We start from the raw sequence: 17,255 nt of genomic DNA on the forward strand, positions 1-17,255 counted from the left end.
CCGATCGTCACCGGCCCTGCCGAGAGCGCGCCATCCCGGGATTTCGCCGTCAGTGAATCGTCGGGTCCGACGGCTGGGCGGCGGTGCGGGAGCCCTCGCGCGCCCGTCCGATGCCGAGCAGCTGGTAGAGGCCGAGTGCGGCGATGGTCGCGGTGCCGATGCCGCCGATGGAGAAGCCGCCGGCGGTGACGGTGAAGTTGCCGGCGCCGAGCACCAGCGTGACGCCGACGGTGATGAGGTTGCGCGGATCGGAGAAGTCGACGCGGTTGTCGACCCACAGCCGCACCATCGCCGCGGCGATCAGGCCGAAGACGACGGTGGCAAGCCCGCCCAGCACCGGCGCCGGGATCGTCCGCAGCAGGGCGCCGAACTTCGGCGAGAAGCCCAGCAGGATGGCGGCGATGGCGGCGACGACGAAGATCAGGGTGGAGAAGACGCGGGTGACCGCCATCACGCCCATGTTCTCGACATAGGTGGTGACGCCGGTGCCGCCGCCGCTGCCCGAGACGATGGTGGCGATGCCGTCGCCGATGAAGCCGCGGCCGATGAAGCGGTCGAGGTTGCGCCCGGTCATCGCGCCGATCGCCTTGATGTGGCCGAGATTCTCGGCGACCAGGATGAAGGCGATCGGGGCGACCAGCGCCATGGCGCCGGCATCGAAGGTGGGGGTGCGGAAGGCCGGCATGCCGAACCAGGGGGCGGCGTCCAGCTCGGCGAAGCTGACCGGCGGCAGCAGGCCCATGCCGTTGGCCAGCACGAGATAGAAGACATAGCCGGCGGCGATGCCGACGAGGATCGACACCCGGCGGATGGCGAGCGGGGCATAGACCGCGATCAGGGCGGTGGCGACCAGGGTGAACAGGGCGACGAGGATGTGCGGACCGCTGCCCTCGATGCCCTTGACGGCGACCGGCGACAGGTTGAGGCCGATGGCCGCCCCGACGGCCCCTGTCACCGCCGGCGGCATCAGCCGCTCGATCCAATTGGTGCTGGTGTAGCTCACCAACAGGCCGATGAGGACATAGACGACACCGGCCGCGATGATGCCGCCGAGCGCCGGCCCGATGTTCGGGTTGGGTCCCTGGCCGCTGTAGCCGGTCACCGCGATCACCACGGCGATGAAGGAGAAGGAGGATCCCAGATAGCTCGGCACCCGCCCGGCGGTGAGCACGAGGAACAGCAGGGTGCCGATGCCGGAAAACAGCACCGCGAGGTTCGGATCGAACCCCATCAGCAGCGGCCCGAGAATGGTCGAGCCGGACATGGCGACGAGATGCTGGACGCCGAGCGTCAGCGTCGAGCCCCAGGGAAGGCGCTCGTCCGGCTGGACGACGGGGCCGGTCGCAAGCGGCCAGCGCGGGAAGAAATCTACCATAGAAGGTCTGTCCGAAGAGGGGTGGAACGGCGCTGTCGCCGGTGGGTGAGGCCGGCTTTTTGGCGTCTGTGAGGGCATTGCGCCACATTTTTGTGCGGAATTGGCTTGGGTGCGGATGAGCGGACCTTCGATTTCCGGCGGATGCCGGGGCCGGACGGGGCTGTGCGGCGAAATCCACGGGCGGGTGAGGACGCTTCATTGGACGCCCCATAGAAGGCGACCGGTCTGGTAGGGGGGCGAGTAGCAACGGGACGGAAAGTCCGATGCAAGCATCCTCGTCGGCCAGGGCAAACGAGCGCAATACTGTTCTATAGAGAACGCTAGAGGCGGCGATTTGCACATAAAACAAGCGTTGATTGTATTTGTTCGAGAGATAAGACACGATCATATAGGGCAAGCGCCAAAAAGATATGGAACAGAAGCGCTCCATGTGGCATGTTCGTGTTCATTCCCTCTGTCAGCGACCAGAACGCGATACGCGCTGTCGCGCAGATCGGTCACGATGTCGAGCAAATGGGGCGACGAGCGGCCGAGACGGTGGAACTTCCACACCACCAGCGTGTCGCCGGATTTCAGGAAGGCGAGGCATGCCTTGAGGTCGGGATGGCTATACGGAAAACCCCTCTGCGGTGGTCCCCGTGCGGCCTGCCATTCCGACATGGGTTTGCCGCACAGAAAAGCGGGCTGGAGAGTCGATCCGCAGCAAGACTGCGGGGCCTATCGGAAAACAGGTGTTTGCCGACATTTGGTGGTCCTCTGTCATCCACGTGTTTGGAGGCGAAGATGTGGTTTAAAAATTTTGCAATGCTCTCTATAGCTGCCATTGCGTTGACAGCATGCAACACAGTTAAAACAGCGGTTATAGACAAGGGCTACATTCCTGTTATGCCTCCGTCTGGCGATCCGACATTGCTCGATATTATTGTATTCCAAGCGAATGACTCGTTTGATAAAGGAGTTTTCCCTACAAGGGTATGCAACGTTTCTCTGACTCGCGGCGTGTCAGCTCTTAAAACCAAACGAGATTCCGGAACAGGTAATGATGAATGGGCTAATTCCCTGAGTTCAGAGAGTTCTGTCGATGTTAGCGCAGATATAAACAAGCTGATTGCACAAATACCGGACACAAATCTTGCTCGTTTTCCTCAAGTGAAAGCAAAAATCAACGCTGGAACGAGATTTGTGAGTGAGGCAAAACTCAAAATAGGAAACGCCAGAATTATTTCCGTTGATACGGGTCCATCTCTAACATATGCTAAGGATGCCATCGAATTTGAACAAGATTGCAAACATTACGCAGGTCTTGCTAAATATGTTATTCACGAGATTCTTGTTGGAGACGCCAGCTACCAATTCTCTTGGTCGACTGATGTTAACGGTGTCGTTAATGCAGAGGTAGAGGATTTCTTGACATCTGAGATAAAAAGTCAGGGTAGCCTGATAGGCGGGCACACGAACACATATAACAATGTTGTCTTGGGGATGAAATTGATCGCAAAAGACCGCGAAGATATCTATGTTACTGTCAGATATATTGAGGTACAAAATGGAAAGGCACTGTGGTCCGTATATAAGCCGCGTTGGTTGTGACTTAATTGCAAAATTGTAAAATCTGGTTCAAAAATCCTATTGATGTCCACTGGCTGGATTCAAGCCGCGGCGAATTCTCTTAGAATCGCATTCCGCGCTTGACGCATCCGTCGTGTCAACGACGGCCACATCAGTTTGGATAAATGTTGCAATCTGCACATCGATTTGTAGACCTGAGCCACCACAGAGCATCGGCTAACATGTGTTTTCTGACTGGGGTCGGGAACCGGAATGTCTCCGGCCCCCATCCCGTCAAATCGTAGCCGGGATACCCTGTCGGATTGACAGGCTGTACGAAAATCTCCCTGCCAGGGTTTCCCTGCCAGTTATCCGAGCCCAATAGGACTTTCTGTTCCACTGCTATTCGAACCCCAATTATGGCTGGATGATGCCTATGTGACGGTACGCCAGAACGGGCTCATCGTCTCCGGTGGCGCTGACCAGCAATAACCGGCATGAGGAGCCGGGTGGACATCGAACCATTGGCGGCCAAATCGGCTATAGGAAGGGGTAGGCCGTTACGAACCGCGGCGAAGTGCCATCCGCATCGTCGGTCCAGATGGTCCGGATGCAGAGATTTCGTCCGTCCGGAGTCGTCAGGGTGCACTCGACGGAATATTTCACCCCCAACGGTGACTTGGTAGTTTTCGCGATCGCGTTCCTGACCGGGTGCGCCAATAACGCCGCCTCGAACGCGGTGACGTTGTCATGGCTGAAGCCGCAAGCCATGAAGAATTTGGCCTTGGCCCTCCTTCGGGGTGATCGGGTACCAGCAGGTGATGGGTGATCTTCTTGAGGTCCAGCGTCGCCTTGTCAGCGTCAGGCACGTGTATGTCGAATGGCGTCCGGCATGACGGTGGCGACGGTGTGAAAGGGCTTCGCGAACTCGACCTCGTAGGCCGCACCGCACCGGTAGACGCCGACGACGGTCCCCATCGACCCGGCAGGCAGCACGCCGTCCTCGGTCTCCACCGGCTTGGACAGCGCCACCCGGGTGAGTTCCTCGCTCGGCTCATGCGTTCCGGTGTGGGTCGAGCGTTTCTGCGGATTCCACGTGAAGTGACGCATGGGATCGGACATCACACCCTCCCCTGCCAGATAGCTGCCCTTATGGGACGCTGGAACATCACCCTGGAACTTGATGAGTTGGGCATATCCCCGCCGAAGGTTCCTTCCACCGCTTCCAGATACGCTTTGGCCCGTCCGTGGTGATCTGCGCCCGGTTGTTCAGCCGGCTGCGCAGGTCATCCATGAGCAGGATGGCGGACTGCCTGGGGGTCCTTTGGACATGACTCAATTCTCTTACCGATCACCCTCAGGCAACGGCTCTTTGACGACATCTCCCGTCTCGATATCAATGATCTGCACGTCGTTATAGATGCCTTGTTGGCGGAGTTCCCTGGCCTTCTTGAGCGCACCTTCGAGAGTGTCCCGCTTCAGGCCCATAACGCCAACCTGAGAACTCCCCGTGATGTGATAGCGCATTCCCGCATCCTCCACCGTTATGCTTTGCGTCAAGCATATAGGATCGTGCAGCCGGATGCGAACGCCCTTCGCGCCGCATTCGCCTCCGAACGAAATTCAAACTGAGACACCACCAAGCATCGCAGGGGTCCCATCTCACCGGGATGGCACCCGTCCGAATAGCTTGCCCCCCGCGAACGACCACCCACACCCCGCCGAGATTGTTCGTCTCGGCTGAATTCTGTTCCCAGCCACAGCGGCTTTATCCTGGCCGGTCGGTTAGCCACTATCGCTCTTGCCGCATTGCAGGAGGGGCGCTGGTCGCCGGATCGGGATGGATCGTTCACGCACGTCGCTGATGGTGGAAGGCCGCAAGGTTCCGCTGTGCCTGTTCAGGCCCGCGGTTTCCGGGCCGCTGCCCGGCCTGCTGTATTTCCATGGCGGCGGCTTCACCTCCGGCTCCGTCGAGGAGGTGGAGATCACCGCGACGGCGCTGGCGGAGAGCATTCCGGCGCTGGTGGTCGCGGTCGGCTATGCGCTGGCCCCCGCCCATCCCTTTCCCGCCGCCATCGAGGATGCCCATGCGGCAGCCGTGTGGCTGGCGGAGCGGGCCGGGCCGCTGGGGGTCGCCGGGCATGATGCCGGCGGGCATGTCGCGGTGTCGCTCACCCTGCTCGCCCGCGACCGCGGCGGGCCGGAGATCGCGGCGCAGGCGCTGTTCGGGCCGATGCTCGATCCCAGCCTGACGCGGGTCGGGGATGGCGAGAACAGCGTGACCGACTGCGCCCGCTGTTACCGCGCCTATCTGCCGGAGGCGGCGCTGCGGCTGCATCCCTATGCGGCGCCCCTGGAATCGCGCCGGCTCGGCCGGCTGCCGCCGATCCTGATCGCCACGGCACAGAACGACGTGCTGCGGCCGGAGGCGGAAAGCTATGCCGCCCGGCTGATCGACGCCGGGGTGCCGACCGAGGTCACCCGCTTCAATGGGGTCAGCCATGCCGGCCTCGCCCACCACCCGCCGGCGCTCGCCGCCGCAGCCGATTTCTTCCGGCGCCGCCTGACCGGCGCCCGTCCCGACACTTCGAGCCAAAGGTAAAGCCCATGTCCAGCTCCAAGTCACGCAAGGCACTCTCCCTCCTGATCGCGGCCGGTGTTTCCGTGGCGGCGCTGACCGGCGCCGTCACCCTGCGCAGCCCGGCCGAAGCGCAAACGGCATCGCCCGCCCCGCCGCCGGCGGAAGTGGACGTCGCCACCGTGCTCGCCCGGCCGGTGACCGACTGGCAGGCCTATTCCGGCCGGCTGGAGGCGGTCGACCGCGTCGACATCCGGCCGCAGGTCCCCGGCACCATCGTCGCCGTGCATTTCCGCAACGGTGCGCTGGTGAAACAGGGCGACGTGCTGTTCACCATCGACCCCCGCCCCTATGAGGCGGAGGTGGCGCGGGCCGAGGCGCAGGTCGCGGCGGCGCAGGCGCGGGTGCGCTTCACCGTCGCCGACCTCGACCGCGCGCAGAAGCTGGTGCGCGACGACACCATCTCGCGCAGCACCATGGACCAGCGCGACAATGCCGCCCGCGAGGCGACCGCCAATTTGAAGGCGGCGCAGGCGGCGCTGGACATCGCGCGGCTCAATCTCGGCTACACGCGGGTGACGGCGCCGGTGTCCGGCCGGGTATCGCGGGCGGAACGGACGGTCGGCAATGTGGTGGCCGCCGGTGCCGCGGCGGAGCCGCTGACCACGCTGGTGTCGCAGTCGCCGATCTACGCCTCCTTCGACGTCGATGAGCAGACCTATCTGCGCCACATCGCGCCGATGCGGGATTCCGGCACGATCCCGGTCCGGCTCGGCCTTGCCAACGAGGAGGATTACTCGCGGTCGGGCACGGTGGAGCATGTCGACAACCGGCTGGACAGCGTGTCCGGCACCATCCGCGTGCGCGCCCGCTTCGACAATGACGACGGCACGCTGGTGCCGGGGCTCTATGCGCGGGTGAAGGTGGGAGGCACCAAGCCCTATGACGCGCTGCTGGTCGACGACCGCGCCATCGGCACCGACCAGGACAAGAAGTTCGTCCTGGTGGTGACGCCGGAGCACAAGGTGGAATACCGGCCGGTGAAGCTGGGCACCTTGCAGAACGGGCTGCGCGTGGTGACGGCGGGGCTGTCGGCCGGCGAACAGGTGGTGGTCAACGGCATGCAGCACGCCCGGCCGGGCATGGCGGTGACGCCGAAGACGGTCGCCATGGGGGTCGAGAAGACCCAGACGGCGGCCCGGTAAGACACGGACCCCCGTAAGACACAACAGGGGCGTGCGCGTTGGCTGGCCCTCCTCGCCCGGCTTTATTCGCCGGATGCGGGGAGGGATGGGGAACGTGCACGCTGGGAGACCCCAGATGAACATCTCGAAATTCTTCATCGACAGGCCGATCTTTGCCGGCGTGCTGTCGGTGGCGCTGTTCCTGGCGGGGGCCATCGCGCTGTTCCGCCTGCCGATTTCCGAATATCCCGAGGTGGTGCCGCCGTCCGTCGTGGTGCGCGCCCAGTTCCCCGGCGCCAACCCCAAGGTCATCGCCGAGACCGTCGCCTCCCCGCTGGAGGAGCAGATCAACGGCGTCGAAGGCATGCTCTACATGCAGTCGCAGGCGAACAGCGACGGCAACATGGCGCTGACGGTGACCTTCAAGCTGGGCACCGATCCGGACAAGGCGCAGCAGCTGGTGCAGAACCGCGTGTCCCAGGCGATGCCGCGGCTGCCGTCCGACGTGCAGCGGCTGGGCGTCACCACGGTGAAAAGCTCGCCGACGCTGACCATGGTCGTGCATCTGCTGTCGCCCAACGACCGCTATGACATGACCTATCTGCGCAACTACGCGGTGCTGAACGTCAAGGACCGGCTGACCCGCATCGCCGGCGTCGGCGAGGTGCAGGTGTGGGGCGCCGGCGACTATGCCATGCGGGTGTGGCTCGACCCCGGCAAGGTGGCGCAGCGCGGGCTGACCGCCACCGACGTGGTCAACGCCATCCGCGAACAGAATGTCCAGGTGGCGGCCGGCGTCATCGGCGCCTCGCCCTCGCTGCCCGACGTGCCGTTGCAGTTGTCGATCAACGCGCGCGGCCGGCTGAAGACCGCCGACGAGTTCGGCGACATCGTGCTGAAGACCGGCGAGGAGGGCGGCGTCACCCGCCTGCGCGACGTGGCGCGGGTGGAGCTGGCGGCGGCGCAGTATGGGCTGCGCTCGCTGCTCGACAACAAGCCGGCGGTGGCGATGGCCATCACCCAGACGCCGGACGCCAATGCGCTCGCCATCTCCGACGAGGTGCGCGGGGTGATGGCGGAGCTGAAGAAGGACATGCCGGAGGGGGTGGACTATTCCATCGTCTACGACCCGACGCAGTTCGTCCGCTCCTCCATCGAGGCGGTGGTGCACACCCTGCTGGAGGCGGTGGCGCTGGTGGTGCTGGTGGTGATCGTCTTCCTGCAGACCTGGCGGGCGTCGATCATCCCGCTGCTGGCGGTGCCGATCTCCATCGTCGGCACCTTCTCGCTGCTGCTGGCCTTCGGCTTCTCGATCAATGCGCTGTCGCTGTTCGGCATGGTGCTGGCCATCGGCATCGTGGTCGACGACGCCATCGTCGTGGTCGAGAATGTCGAGCGCAACATCGCGTCCGGCCTGTCGGCCCGCGACGCCACCATCCGCGCCATGCAGGAGGTCAGCGGGCCGATCATCGCGATTGCGCTGACGCTGGTCGCCGTCTTCGTGCCGCTGGCGGCGATGACCGGCCTCAGCGGCGAGTTCTACAAGCAGTTCGCGATGACCATCGCGATCTCCACCGTGATCTCCGCCTTCAACTCGCTGACCCTGTCGCCGGCGCTGGCGGCGGTGCTGCTGCGCGGCCATGACCAGCCGCAGGACTGGCTGACCCGCGCGATGAACCGGGTGTTCGGCGGCTTCTTCCGGCTGTTCAACCGGGTGTTCCACAAGGCGTCGGACGGCTATGGCCGCGGCGTCAATGGGGTGGTGCGGCGCAAGGGCGTCATGCTGGCGGTCTATGCCCTGCTGATCGGCGCCACGGTGCTGCTCGGCCGCACGGTGCCGTCGGGCTTCGTGCCGATGCAGGACAAGGAGTATCTGATCAGCTTCGCCCAGCTTCCCAACGGCGCCTCGCTCGACCGGACGGAGGCAGTGATCCGCGAGATGACCGACATCGCGCTGAAGCGTCCCGGCGTGCAGAGTGCCGTGGCCTTCCCCGGCCTGTCGGTCAACGGCTTCACCAACAGCTCCAGCGCCGGCATCGTCTTCGTCACGCTGAAGCCGTTTGCCGAACGCCACGACCCGTCGCTGTCGGCCGGCGCCATCGCCATGGATTTGCAGCAGCGCTATGCCGGGTTGAAGGAAGCCTTCGTCGCCATCTTCCCGCCGCCGCCGGTGATGGGTCTGGGGCAGCTGGGCGGCTTCAAGATGCAGCTGGAGGACCGCGGCAACCTGGGTTACGAGGCACTGAGCAATGCGGTGAACGCCTTCGTCAAGCGGGCGGCGCAGACGCCGGAACTGGGGCCGACCTTCTCCGCCTACCAGATCAACGTGCCGCAGCTCGACGTCGACCTCGACCGGGTGAAGGCCAAGCAGCTGGGCGTCAATGTCGCCGACGTGTTCGACACCATGCAGATCTATCTGGGATCGCTCTACGTCAACGACTTCAACGCCTTCGGCCGCGTCTACCAGGTGCGGGTGCAGGCCGACGCGCCGTTCCGCGACACCGCCGACGACATCGGACTGCTGAAGACGCGCAACGCGGCGGGGACCATGGTGCCGCTGTCGTCGCTGGTCACGGTGCAGCCGAGCTACGGGCCGGAGATGGTGGTGCGCTACAACGGCTTCACCGCCGCCGACGTCAATGGCGGGCCGGCGCCGGGCTTCTCCTCGGGGCAGGCGGAAGCGGCGGCGGAGCGCATCGCGGCCGAAGTGCTGCCGCGCGGCGTGAAGCTGGAATGGACCGACCTGACCTATCAGAAGATCCTGGTCGGCAATGCGGGCCTCTGGGTCTTCCCGATCAGCGTGCTGCTGGTGTTCCTGGTGCTGGCGGCGCAGTACGAGAGCCTGACCCTGCCGCTCGCCATCCTGCTGATCGTGCCGATGAGCGTGCTGTCGGCGCTGTTCGGGGTGTGGCTGACCGGGGGCGACAACAACATCTTCACGCAGATCGGCTTCATGGTGCTGGTCGGCCTGTCGGCGAAGAACGCCATCCTGATCGTCGAGTTCGCCCGCGAGCTGGAGCATGAGGGGCGCAGCGTGGTGCAGGCGGCGATCGAGGCGAGCCGGCTGCGGCTGCGGCCGATCCTGATGACCTCCATCGCCTTCATCATGGGTGTGGTGCCGCTGGTCACCTCCACCGGCGCCGGGGCGGAGATGCGGCACGCGATGGGTGTCGCGGTGTTCGCCGGCATGATCGGCGTGACGCTGTTCGGGCTGGTGCTGACCCCGGTGTTCTACGTGCTGCTGCGCAAGCTGGCCGGAGCGGAGCGTCGGGCAGCGGCGCCGGTGCATGGCGGGGTGCAGCCGGCGGAGTGGAAGATGGGCTGATAGCTCCCTCTTCCCCCGCCCACACGCAAGCGGTTCGCGCGTGAGCGGGGGGAGATGGCCTGGGGTGAGGAGCCGCGGTGAAGGGCGTGCGCGGGGCGGGGGTTTTGGAAACCCTCGCCCCCCGCCGCCCTTTTTTGCGGATGGATGTGAATGAGTCTCCCGGCCCTAGAGCCTGTCTGGTGCTTATTGAAGCAGCTTGAAACGATCACACTCTAGGGATTTCGCGGTGTTGCGATCTCCTCGCAGAATGAGAGGAAGGCCTCGACCTTGGCGGGCGACAACCTCCTGGACGGCCGGACGGCATAGAGAGGGAAAGTCTCGTCCGGCCAATTCGGGAAAAGTTCGACCAGCGCCCCGGCGGCCAGATGACCTCCGACCGCGAAGGCAAGGACCTGGGCTATCCCCAACCCCGCCAGACACGCCTCCACCATCATATCCGCGTCGGTGAAGGTGAACCGGCCGCCCGCCTTCACCATGACCGTCTCGTGCGAACGCCGGAACTCCCATTCGAAAGGCCTGCCGCGCTGCGGGTCCATGAACTGGATGCATTCGTGGCCCATGAGGTCCATCGGTCTTTCGGGACGGCCCATCGCCGCCAGATAGGCCGGAGAGGCGACGGTCAGCACCCGCGTTTCCAGCAGCAGCCGTGACGATAGGGTGGAGTCGGGCTGGGGACCGAACCGGATCGCCACATCCACGCCCTCGGCGACCAGATCGCCCGCGTCCGGCTGCTGGACGAGGATAAGCCGAAGCTCCGGATAGCGCGCCGCGAATTCCGGCAGGCGAGGCGCCAGCACGTTGCGCGCAAAGATCGGGTTCACGCTTGCCCGGAGCAAGCCTTGGGCCTGCCCCACCGCCCCCGCCGCGAGACTCGCCGCCTCTTCGATCCCGGACAGATGGGGAGCGGCAAGCTCGTAAAGCCGCGCCCCCTCGTTGGTGAGCCTCAACGATCGCGTGCTCCGATCGAGAAGCCGCACACCGATGCGCTCTTCGAGCCGCGAGACCGACCGGCTGACCCCCGATGCCGTGAGACCCAGAATCGCACCGGCGCGGGTGAAGCTCCCGCTCTCCACGACGCTGGCCAGCACGCTGACGCCGGCGAGCAACCGGCTGTCGAAAGCCATTTCGCATTCCTTATCATTATTCAAGTCTGGTTTGCCTCTCCGCACTCTAATGCAAAGGTGCTGGAGTGGATAGTTTGCGGCCATCGGAATCGAAACGCCGGAATGGCGCAAGGAGGCCATGATGTTCGCAATCACGGGAATTACCGGAAAAGTTGGCGCAATCGCCGCCAGCATGCTGCTGGACGCCGGCCGGCAGGTCCGCGCTGTCGTGCGGAACGAGGAGAAGGGGGCTCCCTGGCGGGCCCGGGGCTGTGAGATCGCGGTCGTTCCGGAAGCGGACGATTCCGCGGCTCTCGCGCGCGCCTTCGCCGGTACGGACGGGGTCTTCCTGATGAACCCGCCCAATTACGATTCCGCACCGACCTTTCCCGACACCCGCCGCAGAGCGGAGGCATCGGCAAAGGCAATTGCCGATGCAAAGCCCGGTCGCGTGGTGCTGCTCTCGACGGTCGGCGCGCAGGCGACGGAGTTCAATCTGCTCAACTGGGCGCGGTATTACGAGCCCGCGCTGGCTGCCACGGGCGTTCCGGTCGCTCTGCTCCGCGCAGCCTGGTTCATGGAGAATGCCGCATGGGATGTCGCCGGTGCACGCAGGGGCAGGATCGATAGCTACCTTCAGCCGCTCGATCATGCGATCCAGATGGTCAGCGTCCGCGACATCGGTCGTACGGCCGCCGATCTGCTCCGGGAGGATTGGACCGGTGTCCGGACCGTCGAGCTTTCCGGTCCGCGCATGTACAGTGCCAAGGACGAAGCGGCAGGCTTCGCCGCTGCGCTGGGCCACCCTGTCGAAGCCGTCGCCGTACCGCGCGAGAACTGGGAATCGATATTCCGCGCGCAGGGCATGCAGAATCCACAGGGCCGCATCCGCATGCTCGATGGCTTCAACGAGGGCTGGATCGACTTCGAGCGGCAAGGCGCGGAGCAACGCAGCGGAACCGTCACCTTCGAGACGGTGCTTGGCGATTTGATCGCCAAGGGCTGAGCAAGGTCCGCGCTGTCCCCACAGTCCCAACCCGTTCGTGCGTCGCGCCGCCGCACATCGTCAGCTTGAAACAGGAGCCGATATGTACCGCATATTCATCACCGGATCATCCGAAGGTCTTGGCCTGATGGCCGGGCAACTCCTTGTGGAGCAGGGACACTCCGTCGTTCTCCATGCCCGCAATGCGGCGCGCGCACGCGACGCGAAGGCTGCGCTGCCGGGTGCGGAGGCCGTCGTCACCGGGGATGTCGCCACGATTGCGGGCGCCAGATCCGTGGCCGGGGAAGCCAACACGCTCGGACGTTTCGACGCGGTCATCCATAACGTTGCCGTCGGTTACCGCGAGCCGCATCGTATCGAAACCGAAGATGGCCTGCCCCATGTCTTCGCCGTCAATGTCATCGCGCCCTACATACTCACCGCGCTGATCGAGCGTCCTGCGCGGCTGGTCTATCTGAGTTCTGCGCTGCATCACCACGCCCAGGCCCGCTTCGACGATCTGCTCTGGGAAACCCGCCGCTGGGACGGCACGGAGGCCTATTCCGAGAGCAAGCTCTATAACGCGATGTTCGCCTTCGCCGTCGCCCGCCATTGGCCCGGCGTTCTCTCGAACGCGCTTGAGCCCGGTTGGGTGAAGACGCGGATGGGCGGCCCAACCGCCACCGACGACATGAGGCAGGCCCACCTTACCCAGGCCTGGCTTGCCGCAGACGAGGCCGCCGGTCGGGTATCGGGCGAATATTTCTATCATATGGAGCGCCGGAGCCCTAATCCGGACACCCGCGATCCCGCGCTTCAGGAATTGCTTCTCAGCCGCTGCGCGGAAATCACCGGCATCCCCTTTCCATCCGCGACCGACCGGTGACCCTCTCCCCGTGGGGGAGAGGGGATTTTGCCTTTCATTCGTCCGGCAGCATGTTCTTGGGCAGGTTTTCGCGGAAGATCACTTCCGCCCGCGGCGTTTCCACCCCCTGCATCGCCGGGCGGCCGGCGCGCAGGTTGGTGAAGATGCCGACGCAGGCCGACAGGGTGTTGCGCGGATCCTGGGTGATCACCGCGTCCAGCGCCCCGTCGATCAGCAGGCCGCGCGTCTCGTTGGTCAGGCCGTGGCCGATGAAGACCATCTCGCGCTCCCGCCGCGTCTCCTTCAGCGCGCGGGCCACCCCCTCCGCTCCGCCGCCGATGTTGTAAACGCCGGCAAGGTCGGGGTGCAGGCCCAGCAGCATGCGGGTCTGGCGGTAGCTCTTGCCCTCGTCGTCATGGCCCTCGCGCAGGCCGACCACCTCGATGTCGGGGGCGATCTCCTTCAGGACATGGAGAAAGCCCATCTCGCGGTCCTCGTGGGCGCGGTAGCTGAGGCTGCCGGCGATCATCGCCACCTTGGCCGGCCGATGTTTTAAAAAACGCGCGATCAGGTAGCCGGCGGTGCGGCCGGCCGCGCGGTTGTCCAGCCCGACATAGCCGGCGCGCCGGCAGTTCAGGATGTCGGAGATCAGCGTCACGCTCGGCACGTTGCGGTCGGCCAGCGCGTCCACCGCCTCCCTCACCGCCGGATGCTCCAGCGCCATGAAGGCGACACCGTCGGCGCGGCGGCCATGCTGGAACAGGCTGCGCGCCAGCAAATCCGGATTGAAGCTCTTGATGAATTCCACCTGCGCCTTGACGCCGTGCGGGGCGAGCGTGGCGTCGGCGCGGCGGATCATCTCCCCCAGGCCGGTCAGGAAGCGGTTGTTGCCGGCCGGCAGCAGAAAGGACAGCCGCATCGGCTTCTGCCCGGCGGCGGCATAGAGGTCCGGCTCCGGCAGATAATCCAGTTCCGCCGCAGCTTTCAAAACCCGTTGGACGGTGGCGGCGCGCACCCCCGGCCGGTGGTTCAGCACGCGGTCGACCGTCGCGGTGGACACGCCGGCCGCCTGGGCGATGTCGGCCACCCGCGGCAGGCCGCGCGACGCTACCGCGGTTTCCGGTTCATCCTTCGTCGAGGCCATCAAAAACCATCATCTTTGTCGTTTGACACTGGTCGGCGCCGGACATACCGTCCAACCAACAATCATCAATTGACATCAGATCACATCAGAAACGCAAGGCCGGAAACAGCAAGTCGGCCGGTGATCCATGGGAGGTTTGAAATGACCAGTCTGACCCGCCGCACCATGCTGAAGGCCATCGCCACCGCGCCCGCAATCGGGACAGCAGGTGCCGTCATCGGCATGCCGCACATCGCGCGTGCCGCCGATTTCGAGCTGAAATACGGCAACAACCTGCCGCTGAGCCATCCGCTGAACGTCCGCGCCAACGAGGCGGCGGAGCGGATCGCGAAAGAGTCGAACGGCAAGGTCGTGGTCAAGATCTTCCCCAACAACCAGCTGGGCGGCGACACCGACATGCTGTCCCAGGTGCGCAGCGGCGGCCTGACCTTCTTCACCCCCTCGGCCCTGGTGATCGCCACACTCGTCCCGGTCGCCGCGATCAATGCGGTCGGCTTCGCCTTCTCCGACTATGATCAGGTGTGGAAGGCGATGGACGGCAAGCTGGGCGCCCATGTCCGCGAAGCCATCTCCAAGGTCGGGCTCTATGCCTTCGAGAAGATGTGGGACAACGGCTTCCGCCAGATGACCAGCGGCGACAAGGCGATCAATTCGGCCGCCGACATGAACGGGCTGAAGATCCGCGTTCCGGTCAGCCCGCTCAGCATCGCCATGTTCAAGGGGCTGGGGGCCGCGCCGGCCAGCCTGCAGTTCAGCGAGGTCTATTCGTCGCTGCAAACCCGGATCGTCGATGCGCAGGAGAACCCGCTGCCGATCATCCAGGTCGCCAAGCTGTACGAAGTGCAGAAATACTGCTCGCTGTCGAACCACATCTGGGACGGCTTCTGGTTCATCGCCAACGGTCGTGCCTGGAAGGGCCTGCCGGCGGACATGCAGGCCATCGTCGCCAACGCCATCAACGATGCCGGCATGGCGCAGCGCGGCGACATCAAGGCGTTGAACCAGTCGGTCAAGGCCGACCTGGAAGCCAAGGGACTGACCTTCAACCAGCCGGCACCCGACAGTTTCCGCGCCAAGCTGCGCGACAGCGGCTTCTACAGCGAATGGAAGGGCCGCTTCGGCGACGAGGCCTGGGGCCTGCTGGAAGAGGCGGTCGGCAAGCTCGCCTGACCGCCGCCGCAGTCCTGTCCGGACCTTTCCCATGCCAGTCCCATGAAGGAACATCCCGCCATGTCCCACATGTCCGAACCGGTCCACGGCTTTGCCGAGGCTCCCGGCAGTCTGGGTGCCGGCGGCGCCTCGCTGCTGCGCAGGGTCGACCATGGCCTGTCCGTCGGGGTCGAGGTCGTGGCGGGCCTTCTGGTGCTGGTCGAGATCGTCGTCCTGCTGGCCGGCGTCACCGCCCGCTATCTGTTCCACACCCCGCTGGTGTGGTCGGACGAGCTGGCATCGATCCTGTTCCTGTGGCTGTCGATGCTGGGTGCCGTGGTGGCGCTGCGCCGGGGCGAGCATATGCGGATGACCGGGCTGGTCAGCCGCGTCGGCCCGCAGGCGCGCAGCCTGCTGGAATGCATCGCCATCACCGCCCCGATCGCCTTCCTGACGCTGGTGCTGTACCACGCCGTCGATTACGCGATGGAGGAACAGTTCATCACCACCCCGGCGATGGAGGTGTCCAACGCGTGGCGGGCGTCGGCGCTGCCGGTCGGGCTGGGGCTGATGCTGGTGGCGGCGCTGTTCCGGTTGCTGCGGGTCGCCAAGCCCTTGACGGTGCTGGCGGCGGCGCTGGTGACCGGCGCCATCGTCGCCGGCTTCTGGGTCGCCGGGCCGGTGCTGAAGCCGCTGGGGCAGCTGAACCTCGTCATCTTCTTCGTCGGGCTGGTCGCCGCCAACGTCTTCGCCGGGGTGCCGATCGCCTTCTCCTTCGCGCTCGCCACCTTCGCCTATCTGGCGCTGACCACCTCGACGCCGCTGCTGGTGATGGTCGGCCGGCTGGACGAGGGGATGAGCCACCTGATCCTGCTGGCGGTGCCGCTGTTCGTCTTCCTCGGCCTCTTGATCGAGATGACCGGCATGGCCCGCGCCATGATCCAGTTCCTCGCCAGCCTGCTCGGCCATGTCCGCGGCGGCCTGTCCTATGTGCTGATCGGGGCGATGTATCTGGTCTCCGGCATCTCCGGCTCGAAGATCGCCGACATGGCGGCCATCGCCCCGGTGCTGTTCCCGGAGATGAAGAAGCGCGGCGCCCCTCCCGGCGATCTGGTGGCGCTCTTGTCGGCGACCGGTGCGCAGACCGAGACCATTCCGCCCAGCATCGTGCTGATCACCATCGGCTCGGTCACCGGCGTGTCGATCGCGGCACTCTTCACCGGCGGCATGCTGCCGGGCGTGGTGCTGGGCGCCTGCCTGTGCTTCGTGGTCTGGCGGCGCTACCGGGGCGAGGATCTGAGCCATGTCGAGCGCACCCCTGGCCGCGAGATCGCCCGGCTCGCCATGGTGGCGCTGCCCGCCATCCTGCTGCCCTTCGTCATCCGCGCCGCGGTGGTCGAGGGCATCGCGACGGCGACCGAGGTGTCGACCATCGGCATCGCCTATTCCACCATCGTCGGGCTGCTGATCTACCGCCAGTTCGACTGGCGCCGGCTGAAGCCGATGCTGATCGAGACGGCATCGCTGACCGGAGCCATCATCTTCATCGTCGGCTGCGCCACCTCGATGGCCTGGGGCCTGACCCAGTCCGGCTTCTCGTCCGATCTGGCGCGCTTCATGGCCGGCATTCCCGGCGGCGCCTATGGTTTCCTCGCCATCTCCATCGTCGCCTTCATCATCCTGGGCAGCGTTCTGGAGGGCATCCCCGCCATCGTCCTGTTCGGCCCGCTGCTGTTCCCCATCGCCCGCGCCGCCGGGGTGCATGAGGTCCATTATGCGATGGTCGTCATCTTCGCCATGGGCATCGGCCTGTTCGCCCCGCCCTTCGGCGTCGGTTACTACGGCGCCTGCGCCATCAGCAAGGTCAATCCCGACGACGGCCTGAAGCACATCTGGGGCTATGTCGGCGCGCTGCTGGTCGGGCTGGTGATCGTCGCCGCCATTCCCTGGATTTCGACCGGTTTTCTGGCCCGGTAAGGGCCACCGGTTTTATTCGATC

14 protein-coding genes and 1 pseudogene are annotated in these 17,255 nt (G+C 65.1%); 8 read left to right on the top strand and 7 right to left on the bottom strand.

All coding sequences use genetic code 11. The annotated features are described in order from the left end of the window. Positions 1–49: 49 nt before the first annotated feature. Both J2848_RS25720 and J2848_RS25725 read right to left on the bottom strand, forming a co-directional pair. A complete protein-coding gene (locus J2848_RS25720) occupies positions 50–1,375 on the bottom strand; it encodes a solute carrier family 23 protein (RefSeq protein ID WP_149235118.1) in 1,326 nt (441 codons plus the stop codon). 384 nt (positions 1,376–1,759) lie between these two features. Continuing rightward, positions 1,760–2,035, bottom strand: coding sequence for a recombinase family protein (locus J2848_RS25725; protein WP_246194422.1), 276 nt, complete (start codon positions 2,033–2,035; stop codon positions 1,760–1,762). 123 nt (positions 2,036–2,158) lie between these two features. On the opposite strand from J2848_RS25725, the gene J2848_RS25730 reads away from it, so the two are divergent. Beyond that, positions 2,159–2,965, top strand: coding sequence for a hypothetical protein (locus J2848_RS25730; RefSeq protein WP_149235117.1), 807 nt, complete (start codon positions 2,159–2,161; stop codon positions 2,963–2,965). A 498-nt stretch (positions 2,966–3,463) separates the two neighbouring features. On the opposite strand, the pseudogene J2848_RS36175 reads toward J2848_RS25730, so the two are convergent. From J2848_RS36175 to J2848_RS25740, 3 genes and pseudogenes are all read right to left on the bottom strand, one after another. Beyond that, a pseudogene (locus tag J2848_RS36175) lies at positions 3,464–3,715 on the bottom strand (DUF6883 domain-containing protein); the annotation flags it as partial. A 69-nt stretch (positions 3,716–3,784) separates the two neighbouring features. Continuing rightward, complete coding sequence (locus J2848_RS25735; protein WP_211103339.1) at positions 3,785–4,045, bottom strand: DUF4926 domain-containing protein; 261 nt, start codon at positions 4,043–4,045, stop codon at positions 3,785–3,787. Positions 4,046–4,267: 222 nt separating this feature from the next. Continuing rightward, complete coding sequence (locus J2848_RS25740; RefSeq protein WP_149235116.1) at positions 4,268–4,450, bottom strand: hypothetical protein; 183 nt, start codon at positions 4,448–4,450, stop codon at positions 4,268–4,270. Between the two features lie 313 nt (positions 4,451–4,763). Between J2848_RS25740 and J2848_RS25745 the strand changes: the two genes are divergently transcribed. The 3 genes from J2848_RS25745 to J2848_RS25755 all read left to right on the top strand — a co-directional run bounded on the left by J2848_RS25745 (position 4,764) and on the right by J2848_RS25755 (position 10,010). Continuing rightward, positions 4,764–5,525, top strand: a complete 762-nt coding sequence (locus tag J2848_RS25745; protein WP_149235115.1) for an alpha/beta hydrolase — start codon at positions 4,764–4,766, stop codon at positions 5,523–5,525. Between the two features lie 5 nt (positions 5,526–5,530). Further along, positions 5,531–6,706, top strand: a complete 1,176-nt coding sequence (locus J2848_RS25750; RefSeq protein WP_149235114.1) for an efflux RND transporter periplasmic adaptor subunit — start codon at positions 5,531–5,533, stop codon at positions 6,704–6,706. Between the two features lie 115 nt (positions 6,707–6,821). Continuing rightward, on the top strand, positions 6,822–10,010 hold the full coding sequence (locus tag J2848_RS25755) for an efflux RND transporter permease subunit (protein WP_149235113.1): 3,189 nt from the start codon (positions 6,822–6,824) through the stop codon (positions 10,008–10,010). Between the two features lie 212 nt (positions 10,011–10,222). On the opposite strand, the gene J2848_RS25760 is transcribed toward J2848_RS25755, so the two are convergent. Beyond that, on the bottom strand, positions 10,223–11,134 hold the full coding sequence (locus tag J2848_RS25760) for a LysR family transcriptional regulator (RefSeq protein WP_149235112.1): 912 nt from the start codon (positions 11,132–11,134) through the stop codon (positions 10,223–10,225). A 118-nt stretch (positions 11,135–11,252) separates the two neighbouring features. Between J2848_RS25760 and J2848_RS25765 the strand changes: the two genes are divergently transcribed. Then, positions 11,253–12,119, top strand: a complete 867-nt coding sequence (locus tag J2848_RS25765; RefSeq protein WP_211103338.1) for an NAD(P)H-binding protein — start codon at positions 11,253–11,255, stop codon at positions 12,117–12,119. An 82-nt stretch (positions 12,120–12,201) separates the two neighbouring features. Beyond that, the gene (locus J2848_RS25770; RefSeq protein ID WP_149235111.1) at positions 12,202–12,984 is read left to right on the top strand and encodes an SDR family NAD(P)-dependent oxidoreductase; all 783 of its coding nucleotides are present in this window, start codon (positions 12,202–12,204) and stop codon (positions 12,982–12,984) included. Positions 12,985–13,018: 34 nt separating this feature from the next. Here the strand turns inward: J2848_RS25770 and J2848_RS25775 are convergent, their stop codons facing one another. Continuing rightward, positions 13,019–14,107: a LacI family DNA-binding transcriptional regulator gene (locus tag J2848_RS25775; protein ID WP_149235110.1), complete on the bottom strand. Its 1,089-nt coding sequence runs from the start codon at positions 14,105–14,107 to the stop codon at positions 13,019–13,021. 141 nt (positions 14,108–14,248) lie between these two features. Between J2848_RS25775 and J2848_RS25780 the strand changes: the two genes are divergently transcribed. Beyond that, entirely contained in the window at positions 14,249–15,277 is a 1,029-nt protein-coding gene (locus tag J2848_RS25780; protein ID WP_149235109.1) for a TRAP transporter substrate-binding protein, read from the top strand. A gap of 60 nt (positions 15,278–15,337) precedes the next feature. Then, on the top strand, positions 15,338–17,233 hold the full coding sequence (locus J2848_RS25785; protein WP_149235108.1) for a TRAP transporter large permease: 1,896 nt from the start codon (positions 15,338–15,340) through the stop codon (positions 17,231–17,233). Positions 17,234–17,255: the final 22 nt, after the last annotated feature.

It is taken from the genome of Azospirillum lipoferum, assembly GCF_024170005.1.
Classification (GTDB): domain Bacteria; phylum Pseudomonadota; class Alphaproteobacteria; order Azospirillales; family Azospirillaceae; genus Azospirillum; species Azospirillum lipoferum.

Excerpts from the sequence above, each read along its gene's own strand:
- J2848_RS25725 (WP_246194422.1), bottom strand. The coding sequence starts at position 2,035 with ATGTCGGAATGGCAGGCCGCACGGGGACCACCGCAGAGGGGTTTTCCG.
- J2848_RS25760 (WP_149235112.1), bottom strand. The coding sequence starts at position 11,134 with ATGGCTTTCGACAGCCGGTTGCTCGCCGGCGTCAGCGTGCTGGCCAGC.
- J2848_RS25755 (WP_149235113.1), top strand. The coding sequence starts at position 6,822 with ATGAACATCTCGAAATTCTTCATCGACAGGCCGATCTTTGCCGGCGTG.
- J2848_RS25770 (WP_149235111.1), top strand. The coding sequence starts at position 12,202 with ATGTACCGCATATTCATCACCGGATCATCCGAAGGTCTTGGCCTGATG.
- J2848_RS25745 (WP_149235115.1), top strand. The coding sequence starts at position 4,764 with ATGGATCGTTCACGCACGTCGCTGATGGTGGAAGGCCGCAAGGTTCCG.
- J2848_RS25775 (WP_149235110.1), bottom strand. The coding sequence starts at position 14,107 with ATGGCCTCGACGAAGGATGAACCGGAAACCGCGGTAGCGTCGCGCGGC.
- J2848_RS25765 (WP_211103338.1), top strand. The coding sequence starts at position 11,253 with ATGATGTTCGCAATCACGGGAATTACCGGAAAAGTTGGCGCAATCGCC.
- J2848_RS25720 (WP_149235118.1), bottom strand. The coding sequence starts at position 1,375 with ATGGTAGATTTCTTCCCGCGCTGGCCGCTTGCGACCGGCCCCGTCGTC.
- J2848_RS25750 (WP_149235114.1), top strand. The coding sequence starts at position 5,531 with ATGTCCAGCTCCAAGTCACGCAAGGCACTCTCCCTCCTGATCGCGGCC.
- J2848_RS25785 (WP_149235108.1), top strand. The coding sequence starts at position 15,338 with ATGTCCCACATGTCCGAACCGGTCCACGGCTTTGCCGAGGCTCCCGGC.
- J2848_RS25740 (WP_149235116.1), bottom strand. The coding sequence starts at position 4,450 with ATGCGCTATCACATCACGGGGAGTTCTCAGGTTGGCGTTATGGGCCTG.
- J2848_RS25730 (WP_149235117.1), top strand. The coding sequence starts at position 2,159 with ATGTGGTTTAAAAATTTTGCAATGCTCTCTATAGCTGCCATTGCGTTG.
- J2848_RS25780 (WP_149235109.1), top strand. The coding sequence starts at position 14,249 with ATGACCAGTCTGACCCGCCGCACCATGCTGAAGGCCATCGCCACCGCG.
- J2848_RS25735 (WP_211103339.1), bottom strand. The coding sequence starts at position 4,045 with ATGTCCGATCCCATGCGTCACTTCACGTGGAATCCGCAGAAACGCTCG.